18 protein-coding genes are annotated in these 16,192 nt (G+C 41.2%); all 18 read left to right on the top strand.

Translation table 11 applies throughout. The features are described from left to right. The first annotated feature begins 7 nt into the window (after window positions 1-7). The 18 genes from RMB06_RS11940 to RMB06_RS11855 are packed head-to-tail and all read left to right on the top strand — an operon-like array spanning window position 8 to window position 16,189. Entirely contained in the window at window positions 8-622 is a 615-nt protein-coding gene (locus tag RMB06_RS11940; RefSeq protein ID WP_311079628.1) for a beta-ketoacyl synthase chain length factor, read from the top strand. Beyond that, entirely contained in the window at window positions 607-1,410 is an 804-nt protein-coding gene (locus RMB06_RS11935; RefSeq protein WP_311079626.1) for a lysophospholipid acyltransferase family protein, read from the top strand. Before RMB06_RS11940 ends, RMB06_RS11935 begins: the two co-directional genes overlap by 16 nt. Before the next feature lies 1 nt (window position 1,411). After that, window positions 1,412-1,672, top strand: coding sequence for a phosphopantetheine-binding protein (locus tag RMB06_RS11930; RefSeq protein ID WP_000067033.1), 261 nt, complete (start codon window positions 1,412-1,414; stop codon window positions 1,670-1,672). A 5-nt stretch (window positions 1,673-1,677) separates the two neighbouring features. Then, entirely contained in the window at window positions 1,678-1,932 is a 255-nt protein-coding gene (locus RMB06_RS11925) for an acyl carrier protein (RefSeq protein ID WP_001987856.1), read from the top strand. Next, window positions 1,929-2,483: a septation protein IspZ gene (locus RMB06_RS11920; RefSeq protein WP_000668777.1), complete on the top strand. Its 555-nt coding sequence runs from the start codon at window positions 1,929-1,931 to the stop codon at window positions 2,481-2,483. Before RMB06_RS11925 ends, RMB06_RS11920 begins: the two co-directional genes overlap by 4 nt. A gap of 9 nt (window positions 2,484-2,492) precedes the next feature. Then, a complete protein-coding gene (locus RMB06_RS11915; protein WP_311079624.1) occupies window positions 2,493-4,151 on the top strand; it encodes an AMP-binding protein in 1,659 nt (552 codons plus the stop codon). Between the two features lie 2 nt (window positions 4,152-4,153). Beyond that, entirely contained in the window at window positions 4,154-4,894 is a 741-nt protein-coding gene (locus RMB06_RS11910; protein WP_304396406.1) for a glycosyltransferase family 2 protein, read from the top strand. Between the two features lie 2 nt (window positions 4,895-4,896). After that, on the top strand, window positions 4,897-5,823 hold the full coding sequence (locus tag RMB06_RS11905) for an acyltransferase (RefSeq protein ID WP_033849417.1): 927 nt from the start codon (window positions 4,897-4,899) through the stop codon (window positions 5,821-5,823). 1 nt (window position 5,824) lies between these two features. Further along, on the top strand, window positions 5,825-7,360 hold the full coding sequence (gene hutH, locus RMB06_RS11900) for a histidine ammonia-lyase (RefSeq protein ID WP_033849416.1): 1,536 nt from the start codon (window positions 5,825-5,827) through the stop codon (window positions 7,358-7,360). 9 nt (window positions 7,361-7,369) lie between these two features. After that, window positions 7,370-7,798: a thioesterase family protein gene (locus tag RMB06_RS11895; RefSeq protein ID WP_000542808.1), complete on the top strand. Its 429-nt coding sequence runs from the start codon at window positions 7,370-7,372 to the stop codon at window positions 7,796-7,798. Next, on the top strand, window positions 7,798-8,427 hold the full coding sequence (locus RMB06_RS11890; RefSeq protein WP_311079623.1) for an outer membrane lipoprotein carrier protein LolA: 630 nt from the start codon (window positions 7,798-7,800) through the stop codon (window positions 8,425-8,427). Before RMB06_RS11895 ends, RMB06_RS11890 begins: the two co-directional genes overlap by 1 nt. Further along, a complete protein-coding gene (locus RMB06_RS11885) occupies window positions 8,402-10,717 on the top strand; it encodes a hypothetical protein (protein ID WP_311079622.1) in 2,316 nt (771 codons plus the stop codon). Before RMB06_RS11890 ends, RMB06_RS11885 begins: the two co-directional genes overlap by 26 nt. A 29-nt stretch (window positions 10,718-10,746) precedes the next feature. Then, window positions 10,747-12,042 (top strand): NAD(P)/FAD-dependent oxidoreductase, encoded by a 1,296-nt coding sequence (locus RMB06_RS11880; protein ID WP_276124328.1) that lies wholly within the window; start codon window positions 10,747-10,749, stop codon window positions 12,040-12,042. A 2-nt stretch (window positions 12,043-12,044) separates the two neighbouring features. Continuing rightward, window positions 12,045-12,590 carry a DUF3261 domain-containing protein gene (locus tag RMB06_RS11875; protein WP_064785509.1) on the top strand — a complete coding sequence of 182 codons (546 nt, stop codon included), beginning with the start codon at window positions 12,045-12,047 and terminating at the stop codon, window positions 12,588-12,590. Further along, a complete protein-coding gene (locus tag RMB06_RS11870) occupies window positions 12,587-13,789 on the top strand; it encodes a beta-ketoacyl-[acyl-carrier-protein] synthase family protein (protein WP_311079621.1) in 1,203 nt (400 codons plus the stop codon). Before RMB06_RS11875 ends, RMB06_RS11870 begins: the two co-directional genes overlap by 4 nt. Beyond that, the gene (locus RMB06_RS11865; protein ID WP_039764348.1) at window positions 13,789-14,214 is read left to right on the top strand and encodes a 3-hydroxylacyl-ACP dehydratase; all 426 of its coding nucleotides are present in this window, start codon (window positions 13,789-13,791) and stop codon (window positions 14,212-14,214) included. The genes RMB06_RS11870 and RMB06_RS11865 overlap by 1 nt, the downstream gene beginning before the upstream one ends. 23 nt (window positions 14,215-14,237) lie before the next feature. Beyond that, window positions 14,238-14,963: a 3-ketoacyl-ACP reductase FabG2 gene (locus RMB06_RS11860; protein ID WP_014208360.1), complete on the top strand. Its 726-nt coding sequence runs from the start codon at window positions 14,238-14,240 to the stop codon at window positions 14,961-14,963. Beyond that, window positions 14,963-16,189 carry a beta-ketoacyl-ACP synthase gene (locus RMB06_RS11855; protein WP_311079618.1) on the top strand — a complete coding sequence of 409 codons (1,227 nt, stop codon included), beginning with the start codon at window positions 14,963-14,965 and terminating at the stop codon, window positions 16,187-16,189. The genes RMB06_RS11860 and RMB06_RS11855 overlap by 1 nt, the downstream gene beginning before the upstream one ends. The last annotated feature ends 3 nt before the right edge of the window (window positions 16,190-16,192 follow it).

Genomic DNA, 16,192 nt, shown 5'->3' with positions numbered 1-16,192 from the left:
TTTTAGCATGGTAACATTACATCTTGCTCAGCTTATATTTACACATGCTCAGCCCTCCTATACTGCGCTCGACTGCATCCCAGCTATGCAGCGTAGACGTTTATCACCATTGGCTAAACTTGCTTTAAATAGTGCGATCGGCGCATTAGAAGGTAATAAGGCCGATTATATTGTTTGGGTATCAAAATATGGTGATGAGGCCAAAACATTAAATATCTTGCAAGATGTTTTAAATGATCAAACCCCATCGCCAACACAATTTTCAACGTCTGTTCATAATGCAATTTCTGGCCTCTATTCAATTTTATGTCAGGATGATACTCCCTCTACCAGCTTAAGCTGTTCATGGACTGAAGGTTTGATTGAGGCTTATGCACTTTTAAAGTCAATGCCTGAGATTAACCGGGTCTTAGTCATCGCTTATGATGAGCCATTACCTAATATTTATGCTGAGGCAATCAATTTTCCTGCCTATGCGATGGCTGCTGTCGTTACTTTAGAGCAACCTAATTTACAAATTACTGCGTGGACGCATATAGATGAAGCAGATGCTCCTGCTTTTGCACATTTTTGGCAGGATGCTGACCAGTTAACATCTGCATTTGGGTGGAACAAATGCTAAATCTTAAAAATCTCAAGCAAAAAAGTAATTATTGCTGGCGTGTGGCTGCTACTGGCTTTAGTTTTGCCAGTTTTGGGCTGGGTGGTATGGCAATTGCCTCAGTGATTGCACCCGTACTCAATGCAACCACTTCTGTTCCGCAAAAGCGACAGCAACGTGCGCAAAATGTGATTAAACATAGTTTTAAAGGCTTTACCGACATGATGGTCAAACTCGGCATCATGACTTATTCGGTAGAGGGGCTGGAAAAACTACAAAATAGTCGCCAAGAGCTGGTGATTGCCAATCATCCGACTTTGATTGATGTTGTAGTACTAATTGGTATGATGCAGCAGGCTAATTGTGTTGTGAAGCAGTCTCTTTGGTCGAACCCATTTACCAAAGGACCCGTACAAAGCGCAGGCTATATTTTAAATGCAGGTTCTCAGCAGTTTGTTGAAGACTGTGTAAAGCGTCTAAAAGAAAATAATGCGGCTTCTCTTTTAATTTTTCCGGAAGGAACGCGCACTGAAAAAGGGATGACCCTAAACGAGTTTCAGCGAGGCGCAGCCAATATTGCCATTCGTGCAAATGTACCAATTCGCCCAGTAATTATTACTTGTACACCATCAACTTTAACCAAGAATGAAAAATGGTACCACGTACCATCTCAACCATTTCATATCGAGGTCAAGGTATTAGATGCTGTGCAAGTATCAGATCTGTTAGATGATTTAACAGTAGGACCTAAACAAGTTCGTCAGTTAAGTCGTAGTTTTTATAAAATTTTTGATGAAGAGTTATCTTGAAATGAGCAATCTTGCTGATGAACTAAAGCAAATGATTATTGATGTTCTAGCACTAGAAGATATTACTATTGCCGATATTGATACAGAAGCTCCATTATTTGGAGAAGGTTTAGGATTAGACTCGATTGATGCACTTGAGTTGGGACTGGCTTTGAAAAAGCGTTACAACATTCATTTAAATGCAGAATCGGATGAAACCAAACAGCATTTTAAGTCAATCCAGAGCTTGGTTGCTTTAGTTGAAGCACAACAGAAGTCATAAGGAGCATGATGATGTTATCTCAAGAGCAAGTACTAACTAAACTCCGCGAATGGATGGAAGATTTGTTTGAAATTGAACCGGAGACTGTTCAACTCGATTCGAACCTTTATTCAGACCTTGATGTCGACAGTATTGATGCGGTTGATTTAGTTGTAAAAATTAAAGAGTTAACAGGTAAGCAAGTAAAGCCTGAAGACTTTAAAAATGTGAGAACCGTACTTGATGTGGTGACGGTTATTCAAAACATGACTGCTGAATGAAGTTTATTCTTAAAGGGATAATGACGGCACTTTTTGTGCTATATCCCTTTATTGTGGGTTGGAGTTTGAGTCACGGCCAATTTGTCTGGGTGAGTGCTTTACTCATCGGGTTGGGTGTCATCAGACTTTTTAGCAAAGGCAACTCGTTATTATGGCCATTAACGGGTTTTGCCATCGTTTGCGGTAGCCTTAGTTTATTGTCACATGATCATGCTTGGCTAAAGCTATATCCAGTGGGTATGAGTTTAGGTGCATTAATTATTTTTGCGCTGACGCTCATTAAGCCGCCGTCTATGATTGAGCGCTTTGCCCGACTCGTTGAACCTGATTTACCTGCTTCTGGCGTACAGTGGACCAGACAGGTCACTAAAGTTTGGTGTGTTTTCTTTTTTTGTAATGCACTGATTGCTTTAAGCACTGTGCTTTTTACCTCAACTCAGGTTTGGGTCATTTATAATGGCTTTATTTCTTATGTGCTGATGGGCATCTTGTTCCTTGGTGAATTTATTTTACGTAAGCGACATCAGCGTTTACATTCTTCAAATCATTAATTAAAAACTATGTATTGCCATTTTCAGAAATTCATCGATTCATCTCAGCCACTTTGTATAGACGGTACTCTAAACTCGACCAGTTTTAATCAATTTTGGCAAGATGTGGCGGTACAAGCTGCTGCAATTGCTCAAATGGAAAATCTAACTTGGGCTTTATGGGAAGCAGATAGTTATGAATTTCTGGTTTTATTCTTTGCTGCTTTGTTAGCGAAAAAGCAAATACTTTTGCCATCCAATCGAGTGCGTGAATTAGAACAGGATTTTTCAGCACAGCAGATCTATTTTTTAAAGCGTCAAGAAATTGGAGAGGTTGTTCCTTTATCTTTAATGTTAGACGATACTTTTTTAGAGCAGGCTCAACTCTATTTTTATACTTCGGGTTCAACTGGGGAACCTAAAAAAATTCCAAGAACACTTAGACAATTACTTAACGAAGTCCAAGGGTTGAGTCAGAGTTTTAGCTTTGATGAACATGCAACTGCGATTGCAACAGTTAGTCATCAACATATTTATGGATTACTGTTTAAATTACTACTACCACTTGCTACAGGTCGAAGTTTTTATAATCCTCAAATGGCATTCCCTGAAGATGTGGTACAAGCCCAAAAACAATTAGAAACAATGGGATTAAGCAATTATTTGATCTCAAGTCCTGCTTTATTAAAACGCTGGACAACCGATGTTATTTTACAACACTGCCAGATGGTCTTTAGTTCCGGGGGCAAGCTAGAAAGTGGTGTTCGCCCTTTACTAAATCGTCCGATTATTGAAGTTTTGGGAAGTTCGGAAACTGGTGGTATTGCCCATCGCGCTAAAGATGAAGATGCTTGGACTGCATTTAGTAATGTGGCTATTCGTATTGAAGATCAACAGCTTATGGTCAAGAGTAATCATGCCTTCGAGAATGATTGGATTACCACAGGTGACGGTGCGGCATGGACAGATGCAACATGTCAGATCTTTAAGCTGCTGGGGCGTACAGATCGAATTGTAAAACTTGAAGAAAAGCGTTTAAGTCTAGATGCGATCGAGCAAAGTATCCAAGCTTTAGATGTCGTAAAGCAATGCCATGTATTGGTATTTGAACATGAGCAACGCCAAATGTTGGGTTGTATTGTCGTTCTAACAGAACAAGCTCATGAACAATTACAGCAACAGGGTAAGTCCGCTTTTGTCAGCCATTTAAAACAACAGTTAAAAGACAGCTTGGAAACGATCGCAATTCCTCGTCAATGGCGTTTCCTCAGTCAGTTACCACAAAATACTCAGTCCAAACTCAATAAAAACTATTTGAAAACTCTATTTAAGCCTATGTTACAACCCGTGGTGCTGTCACAGTCTCAAAATTCAGATAATCACATTTGGGAGTTAGAATTTCCACCTGAGTTGGCTTGTTTTAAAGGGCATTTCCCAACACAGCCCATTTATCCTGGGGTTGGGCAAATAGGGTTTTTACAACAATTTGCTAAATCAATTTGGTCTGATTTGAGCTGGTGTCAGGGGTATGAGCAGTTAAAATTTCAAAACCTAATTCGTCCGTATGCCGTGGTACAACTCAAGCTTGCTCGAAAAGAGCATAAAGTGAGTTTTGAACTACGTGTTTCAGAACAGATTCTGGCTTCAGGCCGATTATTATTTGCCTTGCAAATAGAGGTAGAGGATTAAAAATGCAGTCCAATTACGGCTTTGTTGTTCCGGTTTATAATCATCCACATTATTTAGCAGATTTAATTTCTTATCTGGACAGTTTTGATCTACCGATTGTGTTGGTCAATGATGGAAGTGATGATGCTTGTAGCCAAATTTTAAAAGCATTGGCAGAGCAATATTCTCAAATTCATCTTATTGAACATGAGGTGAATAAGGGTAAGGGACAAGCCGTAATGACTGGTTTACGTGCAGCCTATGAGCTTGGTTTAAGCCATGCATTACAACTCGATTCAGATGGTCAACACTGCTGGGATGACATTCCAAAATTTATTGAGCAGTCTCGACAACATCCAGATGCGATGGTAATTGGTCAGCCATACTTTGATGCCTCTATTCCTAAAAAGCGCTTATATGGCCGTTACATCACCCATTTTTGGGTCTGGTTAAACAGTTTGTCTTTTGAAATTAAAGACAGCATGTGCGGGTTTCGCGTGTATCCGCTTGAGAGCACAATAAATGTTTTAAATAGTGCTAAATTTCAGCCACGTATGGGCTTTGATAGTGAAATTTTAGTACGTTTAAAATGGGAAAATACTCCTTTCATTAATGTACCAACACCTGTGGTTTATCCAGAGCAGGGTATTTCTCATTTTCATGCTTGGCGAGATAACTTAGGGCTAAGTAAAGCGCATGCAACCTTGTTTATGGGGATGCTGGTTCGCTTACCAAAGCTATTAAAACAAAAGCTGCAAGGTTAATTATGACAAATTCAGCTTCACCAAAATGGAACGACATTAAAGAGCGAGGCGGTATGTTGCCCCTCATGCTGATGTTGTGGTTTTACCGTTTTGGTGGACGTTGGTTATGCAAGTTTGTGATGTACTTCGTCATCATGTGGTACTGGTTATTTGCTGTCGCAGCAAGACAGGCCTCCTTACTTTATTTACAAAAACTGCATCATTTTGCTGGATCGCAGTCTCCCTTTAGCCTCCAACCAAATTGGACAAATAGCTATGCGCATTTCATGCAATTTGGCGAATGTATTTTAGATAAGATTGAGGGCTGGCTAGGTAATATTCCCGAACAGGAACTGCAAGTTTTTGGACATGAAAACTTCTCTCAGCATTATCAAAAAGGTGCTCTGATTATTGTCTCTCACTTTGGCAATATTGAGTTGCTTCGAGCTATTAAGTCAGAGCATCCGCAGAAAATTAATGTGTTGGTTTACCAAAAGCACGCGACAAAATTTAATGAGTTTTTGAAAAAGATAAATGATAAGGCAGATGTCTGTCTTTTATCAGTTGATGAGCTGGGTATTGAAACTGCAATGCTGCTGCAAGACAAAATGCAGCAAGGTGAGTGGGTCATTGTGGCGGCAGATCGAGTACCTGTGCAGTCAGATCGTGTACAGCATGTTGATTTTTTAGGGGAGTCAGCAGCTTTCCCACAAGGTGCATGGATTTTAGCAAATTTACTCAAAGTGCCTGTTATTGCGGTATTTTGCTATCGAGTACAGCAGCAGTTTCAAGTGCATATTCACTCAATTGCTGAGCAGATAAATTTACCTCGTGCTAACCGTATTGAAAGTATGCAAACCATCACTAAAACATACGTTGCCGTACTAGAACAGCATTGTCTGCGTGCCCCTTATCAATGGTTTAATTTTTATAATTTTTGGACGAAATAACATGCGTGTGTTAACCGTAGGTGAACAGCCACTGAGTATTGAAGATGTTGTTTCTGTAGCCAGAGGCGAATGTCAGGTTGCTTTACCTGAAACGTCTGAGTGGCGTGAACTAATTCAGAAAGGCGCTGATTTTCTCGATCAACTCCTTGAAGAAGAAGGCGTGATCTACGGTGTGACTACGGGTTATGGTGACTCATGTTTGGTTGAAGTGCCATTGCATCAGGTTAATGAATTACCGCTGCATCTTTCACGTTTTCATGGTTGTGGTTTAGGTGAAAATTTAGATGTCATCACTGCTCGTGCAGTAGTTGTGACGCGTCTATGTTCATTGGCTCGTGGTTATTCTGGTGTGTCGATAGCACTACTTGAACGTTTGGTTTGGTTGCTGAACGAAAATGTAATTCCAGTCATTCCCTCTGAAGGTTCAGTCGGGGCAAGCGGGGACTTAACGCCTTTGTCTTACATTGCGGGAACTTTAGTCGGTGAGCGTGATGTGTATGTTGATGGGAATATTGTTCCAGTTGCTCAGGTGTATGCTGAAAAAGGCTTGCAGCCTTTAACGCTCAGACCAAAAGAAGGTTTGGCGCTTATGAACGGCACTGCGGTGATGACAGCAATTGCGTGCTTAAACTATAAAAAAGCAGAGCAGATTGCTCTTGCAAGTACCTTAATTACCGCGCTGAACGTGTTGGCTTTGGAAGGAAATCCAAGTCATTTTGATGAAGTGCTATTTGCCCAAAAACCACATCCGGGGCAGCAACAGATCGCCAAGCAATTACGTGAATGGCTGAACAGTGAAGTACAAACAGCACATCAAAGCCCACGTTTGCAAGACCGTTATTCGCTTCGTTGTGCACCGCATATTATTGGTGTGTTTGAAGACTCAAAAGTATGGTTGCGTCAGTTTATTGAAAATGAGCTGAATTCAAGTAATGACAATCCACTGATTGATCCAGTCGGTATGCGTGTATTACATGGCGGTCATTTTTACGGTGGGCACATTGCACAAGCAATGGATAGCTTAAAAATTATGATCGCTAATATTGCTGACTTGATGGATAGACAGATTGCACAGCTAGTCGACCATAAAATGAATCATGGTTTACCGCGTAATTTAACAGGTGCAACGGCTGAACGTTTGCCGCTAAATCATGGTTTTAAAGCGGTACAAATCGGAGTATCAGCGTGGACAGCTGAAGCTTTGAAAAATACTTTAGCAGCTTCAATTTTTTCACGTTCAACCGAATGTCATAACCAAGACAAAGTGAGTATGGGTACCATTGCTGCGCGTGATGCGAGCCGTGTGATTACCTTGACACAGCAAGTCATTGCAGCACTTTGCTGCGCGAGTGTGCAGGCGATTCATTTAAAAGGTTTAACGGCACAGTTAAGTCCAACATTGCAAACGTTTATGCAATGGACCTTACAAAGCTTTGCATTTGTCGAAGAAGACCGACCATTACAAACCGAATTACAACAGATTGTTGATCGTTTAGACCAACTTGAATTGTTTAATCAACCAGAATTTATGGGATAAGGTGAGCCAATGCATGCAGATGTAATCATTGAAATTCCATTTCATGATGTCGATACCATGAATGTGGTTTGGCATGGACACTATTTAAAATATTTTGAGATTGCGCGCTGCAAATTGCTCGATCAATTTCATTACAACTATATGCAGATGAAAGAATCAGGCTATGCATGGCCTGTGATTGAAAGCCATGTTCGCTATGCATACGGTATTGAGTTTGAACAAAAGATTCGGGTTCGGGCCATTTTAAAAGAATGGGAAAACCGTTTGAAAATTGATTATTTGATTTTTGATGCTGAGTCAGGAAAACGTTTAACCAAGGGTTATACCACACAGGTGGCGGTGAATATTGAAGCTCGTGAAATGTGTTTTCAATCGCCACAGGTTTTGTTTGATCGTTTAAATGCATGGTCTGAGTTTCAACCGAAGAGGAATGCGTGATGTCTCAATTCATCAAAACTTTAGGTTTAGGTGCTGCTGTTTGGATGAGCAGTTTAAGTGCGGTCTATGCAGCGCCAACACAGATCACTCAAATTTTTCAGCAATTGTCACAATCTCCTACGGTTCGTGCTGATTTCGAACAGCAAAAAAAATTGCCATCGTTGAATAAAACTTTTGTATCGAACGGCTCTTTGTTGTTCTCAAAATCTTATGGTGTAGCGTGGCAAATCAAACGACCTGTGCAAGCAGATTTGATCGTTACCCCAACCAAATTGGTACAGAAAACTCAGCGTACATTTAGCCAAATACAAGTTGATCAATCGCCATATAGTTCGGTCGCGACTTTATTCTTACAGCTCATGTCTGGTAATGAACAGGCTTTGGCAAAGAATTTTAATGTAGTAAGTGCGAATTATAGTCCAGCGGGTTGGAGCATGAGCTTAACTCCGAAAAGTAACTTGTTTAAAAAGTTATTTGTGCGTGTTGATGCTCAAGGGCAACAGTACGTCAGCCAAATCGTGATTACCGAAAAAGCGAATAATTTAACGACTATTCGTTTTAGTCACCAGACTTCTCAACCGACGACTCTAACGGCTGCTGAGCATGCGCTTTTCCAACTGGCAAAATAAGTTCACTGTACTTTGGTTAATTGCTCTGCTGCTGATTGCTGTGGGGCTTGGCGTAACGTGGCTGAATAAAGATATTCATATTCAGACCAATATTTTTGCGTTATTGCCTAAGGTTCAGCAAGACCTAGAACTTGCAAGTACTCAGCAGTACATGAATGAGCAACTCAACAATAAAGTATTTGTGGTGATAGATGCCAAAGATGAAGCTGCGATACAACAAGCGACTCATTTCTTAACAGCGCAGGCCAAGCAAAGCCAGTTGTGGCAACCGCTGAAGCCACAACTTGATTTTGATCATTTTGCAAAACAGTTGTATCAACATCGAGCAGGTTTGTTGAGTGCTCAAGATCAAGCCTTATTGCAAAAAAAGGACTATGCTGCGCTGACTGAACAAAGCCTGATGCAGATGATGAGTCCAGGCATGCCTGTCACTGCTGAATCACTTAAGCAAGACCCGCTATTATTGTTCCCTCGTTATGCCATGCAGTTGGCAAACCCGTCACAACAAGATATTGAAATGGAGCAGGGCTTTGCCACGATTCATCATGAACAAGGTATCTCTCGGCTTTTCGTATTACAGTTGACGCAAAGTCCATACAATATTGATTACCAAGAACAGACCTCTACTTGGATTGAACAAACTAAGCAAAAACTAGCGGCAATGGGATTAAAATCTCATTGGACTGGAACTATTTTATTTTCAAATTTTGGTACGCAATCGGCCAAACAGGAAATCTCAACCATTGGTGTTGGCTCGACACTGGGCTTAATTTTTCTGGTTTGGTTCGGCTTTCGCTCACTGCGACCTTTGGCAACCGAGTTTATTGCAGTTTCGACTGGAAGCTTTGTGGCGTTTGCAGTCACACATTGGGTGTTTGGTGAAATTCACCTGATGACATTGGTATTCGGTGCGAGTCTGATTGGTGTCTGTGTCGACTTTTCATTTTATTTTATGGCGATGCAATCGCAGCATAGAAAGCTTGGTGGTTTTCAAATTTTAAAACCGCTATTACCAAGTTTGTTTATGGGCTTAATGACCACATTAGTTGCATACATCTTTTTGAGTTTTACCCCATTCCCAGGATTTAAGCAGATTGCGGTCTTTTCAATTGTGGGATTAACTGCGGCGTGGATCAGTAGTGTACTACTATTACCAAGATTACCTGCACTCAATGCCCAGCCAGCAATAAAAGCTTTATCGTGGATTGGACAAGCACGCTTATGGTTTCAACAGCGTGCTAAGATACGTTATGGCTTGATTGTAGTCATTTTAGCAGTAGGTACAGTGAGTCTTTTCTATCTTAAAAGTAACGATGATATTCGTAACTTACAAGGTATGGACGCGAGCTTAAAACAGCAGGACCAAGCAGTTCGTGAGCAATTTGGTCAGCAGCAAAGTAGTGATTACTTTGTGGTGCGTGCAGCATCTGCAAATGAAATGCAGCAACAAGAGCAGCAACTGATTGGGCAATTACAACAGTTGCAAACAAACGGAAAAATCAGTGCATTTCAAGCTTTAGGTCAATGGATTCCACCATTGGCAGACCAGCAAAATAATCTACAACTATTAAGAAATATTCCAAAAGTGACTTTGCAGCAATATGCACAAAGCATGGGCCTAAATGTTAATGATATTTTACAGTGGCAACAGCAACTGGCGACACAACCGTTATTAGATTTTTCTGTATTTAAAGATCACCCTCTAGCTTTTTTACAGCCTCAAACCAATGAACGATTAGTCATGGTGACAGGGGTGAAGCAACCTAACGTGTTAAGGCAGCTTCAGAATGAGCATATACATTTTCAGCAACCGATTACCGAAATGTCGCAAATGTTTGCTGAACATCGAGTACAGGCTCAACATCTTCTGATTTATGCCTTAATTGGTCTGGCAGTTGGTTTGGCGCTTATTTATGGATTAAGTTCGATTGTGCCTTTGATCCTGCCAGTCAGCTTGGCTTTACTAAGCACTTTTGCTGTTCAGGCATGGTTAGGTGTCGAGATTAACCTGTTTAGTATTATGGCGACTTTTCTGATTATCGGAATTGGAGTCGACTATGCAATTTTCTACCGACATGGACATGATCACCCGCAAGTAGTTGGAATGGCGTTATTTTTATGTATGATGTCGACCTTACTCGGCTTTGGATTACTTTCATTTAGCCATACTTATGCAATTCATTGTTTTGGTTTAACGGTTTTATTCGGGGTTATTTTCTCGTTTATCTATGCGACTTTGTTAACCCCTGCAGATGAAAAACATATTGTAAATTTACAAGACCATTCATAATTTGAATAAATTAAAAAGGAAGTTGTGCTATGAGCACTATAGAAAAAATTGACGTCGTGATTATTGGGGCTGGGCCATCAGGTAGTTCTGCTGCTGCACTTCTTCGAAAAAAGGGCTATACCGTTACGGTCATTGAAAAACAGTATTTCCCTCGTTTTTCGATTGGTGAGTCATTGTTACCGCAGTCTATGGCGTTTTTAGAAGAGGCTGGTTTATTAGAAACAGTCCGTGAGCATGTTGAGCAATACGCTTTTCAATTTAAAAACGGGGCGGCTTTTTTACGCGGCAAACAGCGTAGCTTCTATGACTTTACAGAAAAATTTACCGATGGTCCGGGAACAACTTGGCAAGTTCGCCGTGCAGATTTTGACAATTTGCTAGCAAAGCAGGCTCAAGTTTATGGCGCAGATATACGCTTTGGACATGAAGTCTTAGATGTTGATGTTGCATCTGAACAGCCTGTACTTACAGTAATCGATGAAGAACAACAGCGTTATCAGATTCAAACTAAATTTTTGTTAGATGCGAGCGGCTTTGGGAGAATTTTGCCAAAATTACTTGATTTGGAAAGCCCATCAAATTTTCCGGTACGATGTGCGCTGTTTACCCATATTCAAGATGGAATTACAGATGACCCAGAGTTTGATCGTAATAAAATTTTAATTACTGTCCATGAAAAAGATCACCGTGCATGGTATTGGTTAATTCCATTTGCTGATGGGCGTGCTTCTTTCGGTGTCGTTGCAGAACAAGAATTTTTTGACAAATACACGGTCGAAAATGCTGAAGATAATGAACCAGAGGCAATGTTTAAGCGTATTTTGGCTGATGAATCAAGCTTGTCACATGTCTTGCGTCATGCAAAGTTTGATACACCAGTGCGTACTTTGGTGGGCTACTCAGCGAATGTAAAACACTTGGCAGACCGCAACTATGCGTTATTAGGTAATGCGGGTGAGTTTCTTGATCCTGTCTTTTCATCAGGTGTAACGATTGCTCTTAAATCTTCAAGTTTGGCTGTTCCTTTAGTTGAACGAGTTTTACAAGGTGAACAAGTCGACTGGTTAGAAGAATATGAAAAACCATTACGTCGCGGCATTCAGGTATTTCGTGCCTATGTTGAGTCATGGTACGAAGGCGAGTTCCAAGATGTGGTGTTTTCGCAAAATCAGAATGAAGGCATTCGCCGTATGATTTCTTCATTATTGGCTGGTTATGCATGGGATGAAAAAAATCCAATCCATAAAAATGCCAAACGTAGACTCAGCACTTTGGCAGAATATTGTCGTGAAGGCTTGGCGCAAGAACAGGTACTTGAGGGATAACCATGCAACGCAAATGGGCAACGATATTACTCAGTAGCTTTATATTTTTAAATGGTTGTCAGGTTATGCCACATGCTAAAGGGCTGCAAAGTCCACTGTGGCAAGCTCAGACTTATCAAAGGCAAGATCAGGTTGAGGTTCAGTGGAAGCAGCAAAGTTTTAGCTTCTTGCTATATCAACAGCAAAAGGGTGCTGTACTAGATATGGTTGCTTTGAGCCTGACAGGTCAACAATTATTTAAGTTACAGTTTGATGGGCATCGGGTTCATGTTGAGCAGCGTATTGATCAAATGCGTTTATTGCCTTTTGAGTTTGTGGTACGTGATCTTTTGTTTGCGACATATCCTCAGTTTTCACAGTTAGGGCAGCAAGCCGTAGAGATGAAACAACAAGCTGGCATGCAGGTTATTTATATCGAAAAGCAGCCTGTGTTACAGCTTAAACAGGGACAAGGAAGCATTGAATTGATTAATGAACAAGTCCCTTATACCATGACGCTGAGTTCGATTGAGAACACCTTACAGACAGAAGAAAGCCCTACGCCATGAAACAGTTACCTTCAGAAAATGCAGTTCCAATGGCAGTAGGCATACAATTTAGTGTTGGTTTATCTGCATTAGGCTGCGAACTTAATCAAATTAAACAGGCATTACAAGAGCCGCAGCAAACCTTAACTTTGCGAGATGATTTAATCGCTGATCGTGATGTTTGGGTGGGGCAATATACGCACCCATTATGTTCGAGCGTACCTGATACCTTGCAGTCTGTAGATTCACGTAATCTACGTTTTGCCTTAACCGCATTATCTAAAATCGAAACAGAGTTAAAAGCTTATACAGCATCCTTTGAAAATAAACGTTTAGCCATTGTGGTAGGCACCTCTACTTCTGGTATTGCAGATAATGAATTATTACTTAAGCAATATTTTCAAGGGCAAATCGATCTATCGATATCACACTATCCTCAAGAAATGAGCTGTTTAGCGAAAGCATTACAGCAGTACTTAGGATGGGAAGGGCCTGCATATACGATTTCAACAGCTTGTTCTTCAAGCGCTAAAGCATTAGCCGCAGGGCAGAGATTACTTCACGCAGACTTAGCAGATGTTGTGCTGGTGGGTGGCGTCGATACCTTGTGTAAATTGACTATAAATGGATTTAATAGTCTAGAAAGTTTATCTGCACATATTTGCCAACCCTGCGGCATAAGCCGTGATGGTATTAATATTGGTGAAGCCGCTGCGTTTTTTGTACTAAGTAAAGAACAAGCACCAGTCATGTTAATGGGGACGGGTGAGTCCATGGATGCATGGCACATTTCCGCCCCGCATCCTGAAGGCAAAGGTGCTGCTTTAGCTATGCAACGTGCATTAGATATGGCACGTATTTCAGCTCAAGAGGTGGGTTATATTAACTTGCACGGAACAGCAACTCCACAAAATGACGCAATGGAAATTAAGGCTGTAAGACAAGTTTTTGGTGATTACCAAGTTGCTTTAAGTAGTACAAAACATAAAACTGGACATTGTCTCGGTGCAGCGGGTGCCATAGAAGCTTTCATTTGTGAACAGGTTCTAAAGGATCAAAGCTGGTTGCCTTTACATCAAAATGTTGAGATTGATCCAGATTTGGCTGACCAAAACTATGTGCAAGAAGCTGAACTAAAACAATCCATTCGCTATGTCATGAGTAATTCTTTCGCTTTTGGGGGAAGTAATATTAGTCTTGTTTTTGGAGTGAAGCCCTAATGAAACTGGATGCAATTCAATATATTCCTCATGAGCAACCGATGGTATTTATTGACCATTTAACGGATGTTGCTGAAGGGCGGGCACAAGCAGAACTCACGATTACACCAGAGCTCATGTTTTGTGAAGCGGAAGGATTGCCGACATGGGCAAGCATTGAAATTATGGCACAAACAATTAGTGCTTATTCAGGCTGGCAAGGTCAGCAGTCAAAACAAGCACCAAAAGTCGGTTTTTTATTGGGAACACGTAAATTAAATTTACCCATCCCTTATTTCTCCTTAGGTTCACGATTGATTATCCAAATAGAGCAACAATATTTTCATGAAGGACTTGGGCAATTTTCCTGTGAAATTCAATATGCTGAGCACTGCATTCAGGCAACGTTAAGTGTATTTGAACCTACAGAAACACCATTTGAATAACCACAAAGAATTAGGAATACATCGTGACAAGACGAATTTTAGTAACGGGTTCAAGCCGAGGAATTGGGAAAGCGATTGCATTACAGCTGGCAAAGGCTGGTTTTGATGTAACTGTACATGCACGTTCTCGTCAGGCAGAGGCTGAGCAAGTCGTACAAGAGATTCAAGCCTTAGGTCAAAATAGCCATTATTTAATGTTTGATGTAAATGAGCGCCAGACGGTTCAACAAATTCTAGAACAAGACGTAGAGCAGCATGGCGCTTTTTATGGGGTTGTATTAAATGCAGGTCTTACTCATGATGGTGCTTTTCCTGCGTTAACAGATCAAGATTGGGATGAAGTAATTTCGACTTCCTTAGACGGTTTCTATAATGTTTTAAAACCACTTATCATGCCAATGATTCACTTACGCAAAGGTGGCCGTATTGTCACTTTATCTTCTGTGTCTGGAATTATGGGTAATCGTGGACAGGTCAACTACAGTGCTGCAAAAGCAGGTCTAATTGGTGCGACCAAGGCTTTGGCACTCGAATTGGCGAAGCGAAAAATTACTGTGAACTGTGTAGCCCCTGGACTGATTGAAACCGAAATGGTGACAGATGAAGTCAAAGAACATGCGCTTAAAATGATTCCGTTGCAACGCATGGGACAGGTTGATGAAGTGGCGAGCGTAGTGAAATTCTTGTGCTCAGATGAAGCCTCGTATGTAACCCGACAGGTGATCTCTGTAAATGGAGGACTCATCTGATGAAACGTGTAGTTGTGACAGGAATGGCAGGCATTACCTCTTTAGGTGAAACTGCCGATGACATCTTTGCGCGATTTGAAGCTGCTAAAAGCGGTATTCGCTACATGCCGGAGTGGGAGCAATATGTTGACCTTCGGACCAAGCTTGCTGGGCCTGTTGAAACATTTCATGTTCCAAAACATTTTAACCGTAAGGTTACCCGTGGGATGGGGCGTGTAGCGCTCATGTCTGTGGTTTGTGCCGAAACTGCTTTACAAAATGCTGGGTTGCTTGGGCATGAAATTTTATCTAGTGGCGAAGCGGGTGTTGCCTTTGGTTCTTCTGCGGGTAGCATAGACGCCGTGGGTGAGTTTGCAAGTATGTTGCTTCACCAGAGCATGAGTAAGATTAATGCCACCACTTATATTCGTATGATGGCCCACACCAGTGCAGTGAACATGACCGTATATTTTGGCCTAAAAGGATTAACTTTACCTACCTCAAGTGCATGTACCTCTGGTTCCATGGCAATTGGGCAAGCGTATGAAGCAATCAAATATGGCAAACAACAGGTCATGATTGCGGGTGGTGCAGAGGAACTCAGTGCGGCAGGTGCGGCAGTTTTTGATGTATTGTTCGCGACCAGTGGAATGAATGATCAACCTGAAAAAACACCACGTCCTTTTGATGCTAAACGAGATGGATTGGTGATTGGTGAAGGGGCAGGGTGTTTAATTCTCGAAGAATATGAACATGCCAAAGCCCGAGGTGCTCATATTTATGCAGAAGTGATTGGCTATGGTAGCAATACCGATGGTCAACATGTAACTCGTCCTGAGTCAGAAATGATGGGACGCTGTATGGAGTTAGCGCTTAAAGATGCATCTGTAGAGGCTAAAGACATTGCTTATGTGAATGCGCATGGTACCTCAACTGATCAGGGGGATGTGGCGGAGAGCCAAGCCACTGCAAAAGTTTTAGGCTATAAACCAATCAGCTCTTTAAAGAGTTATTTTGGACATACGCTGGGGGCGTGTGGGGCTATTGAAGCTTGGTTAAGCATCGAAATGATGAATCGTGGCCGTTTTATTCCAACTTTAAATCTAGATGAAATCGACCCACTATGTGGTGAACTGGATTATATCGTTCAGCAGCCGAGAAATTTGGATGCTGACATTATTATGAGCAATAACTTTGCTTTTGGCGGAATTAATACTTCGCTTATTTTTAAACGTGTTAAACAATAAGGA

It is taken from the genome of Acinetobacter sp. V104_13, from assembly GCF_031798995.1.
GTDB lineage: Bacteria > Pseudomonadota > Gammaproteobacteria > Pseudomonadales > Moraxellaceae > Acinetobacter > Acinetobacter pittii.
This window is presented reverse-complemented; position numbering and strand designations above follow the sequence as displayed.

What these genes read in the sequence shown, in the direction of transcription:
- RMB06_RS11910 (WP_304396406.1), top strand. Translation starts at nt 4,154, where the DNA reads ATGCAGTCCAATTACGGCTTTGTTGTTCCGGTTTATAATCATCCACAT.
- RMB06_RS11870 (WP_311079621.1), top strand. Translation starts at nt 12,587, where the DNA reads ATGAAACAGTTACCTTCAGAAAATGCAGTTCCAATGGCAGTAGGCATA.
- RMB06_RS11920 (WP_000668777.1), top strand. Translation starts at nt 1,929, where the DNA reads ATGAAGTTTATTCTTAAAGGGATAATGACGGCACTTTTTGTGCTATAT.
- RMB06_RS11865 (WP_039764348.1), top strand. Translation starts at nt 13,789, where the DNA reads ATGAAACTGGATGCAATTCAATATATTCCTCATGAGCAACCGATGGTA.
- RMB06_RS11915 (WP_311079624.1), top strand. Translation starts at nt 2,493, where the DNA reads ATGTATTGCCATTTTCAGAAATTCATCGATTCATCTCAGCCACTTTGT.
- RMB06_RS11925 (WP_001987856.1), top strand. Translation starts at nt 1,678, where the DNA reads ATGATGATGTTATCTCAAGAGCAAGTACTAACTAAACTCCGCGAATGG.
- hutH (WP_033849416.1), top strand. Translation starts at nt 5,825, where the DNA reads ATGCGTGTGTTAACCGTAGGTGAACAGCCACTGAGTATTGAAGATGTT.
- RMB06_RS11855 (WP_311079618.1), top strand. Translation starts at nt 14,963, where the DNA reads ATGAAACGTGTAGTTGTGACAGGAATGGCAGGCATTACCTCTTTAGGT.
- RMB06_RS11890 (WP_311079623.1), top strand. Translation starts at nt 7,798, where the DNA reads ATGTCTCAATTCATCAAAACTTTAGGTTTAGGTGCTGCTGTTTGGATG.
- RMB06_RS11940 (WP_311079628.1), top strand. Translation starts at nt 8, where the DNA reads ATGGTAACATTACATCTTGCTCAGCTTATATTTACACATGCTCAGCCC.
- RMB06_RS11875 (WP_064785509.1), top strand. Translation starts at nt 12,045, where the DNA reads ATGCAACGCAAATGGGCAACGATATTACTCAGTAGCTTTATATTTTTA.
- RMB06_RS11905 (WP_033849417.1), top strand. Translation starts at nt 4,897, where the DNA reads ATGACAAATTCAGCTTCACCAAAATGGAACGACATTAAAGAGCGAGGC.
- RMB06_RS11885 (WP_311079622.1), top strand. Translation starts at nt 8,402, where the DNA reads ATGCGCTTTTCCAACTGGCAAAATAAGTTCACTGTACTTTGGTTAATT.
- RMB06_RS11895 (WP_000542808.1), top strand. Translation starts at nt 7,370, where the DNA reads ATGCATGCAGATGTAATCATTGAAATTCCATTTCATGATGTCGATACC.
- RMB06_RS11880 (WP_276124328.1), top strand. Translation starts at nt 10,747, where the DNA reads ATGAGCACTATAGAAAAAATTGACGTCGTGATTATTGGGGCTGGGCCA.
- RMB06_RS11930 (WP_000067033.1), top strand. Translation starts at nt 1,412, where the DNA reads ATGAGCAATCTTGCTGATGAACTAAAGCAAATGATTATTGATGTTCTA.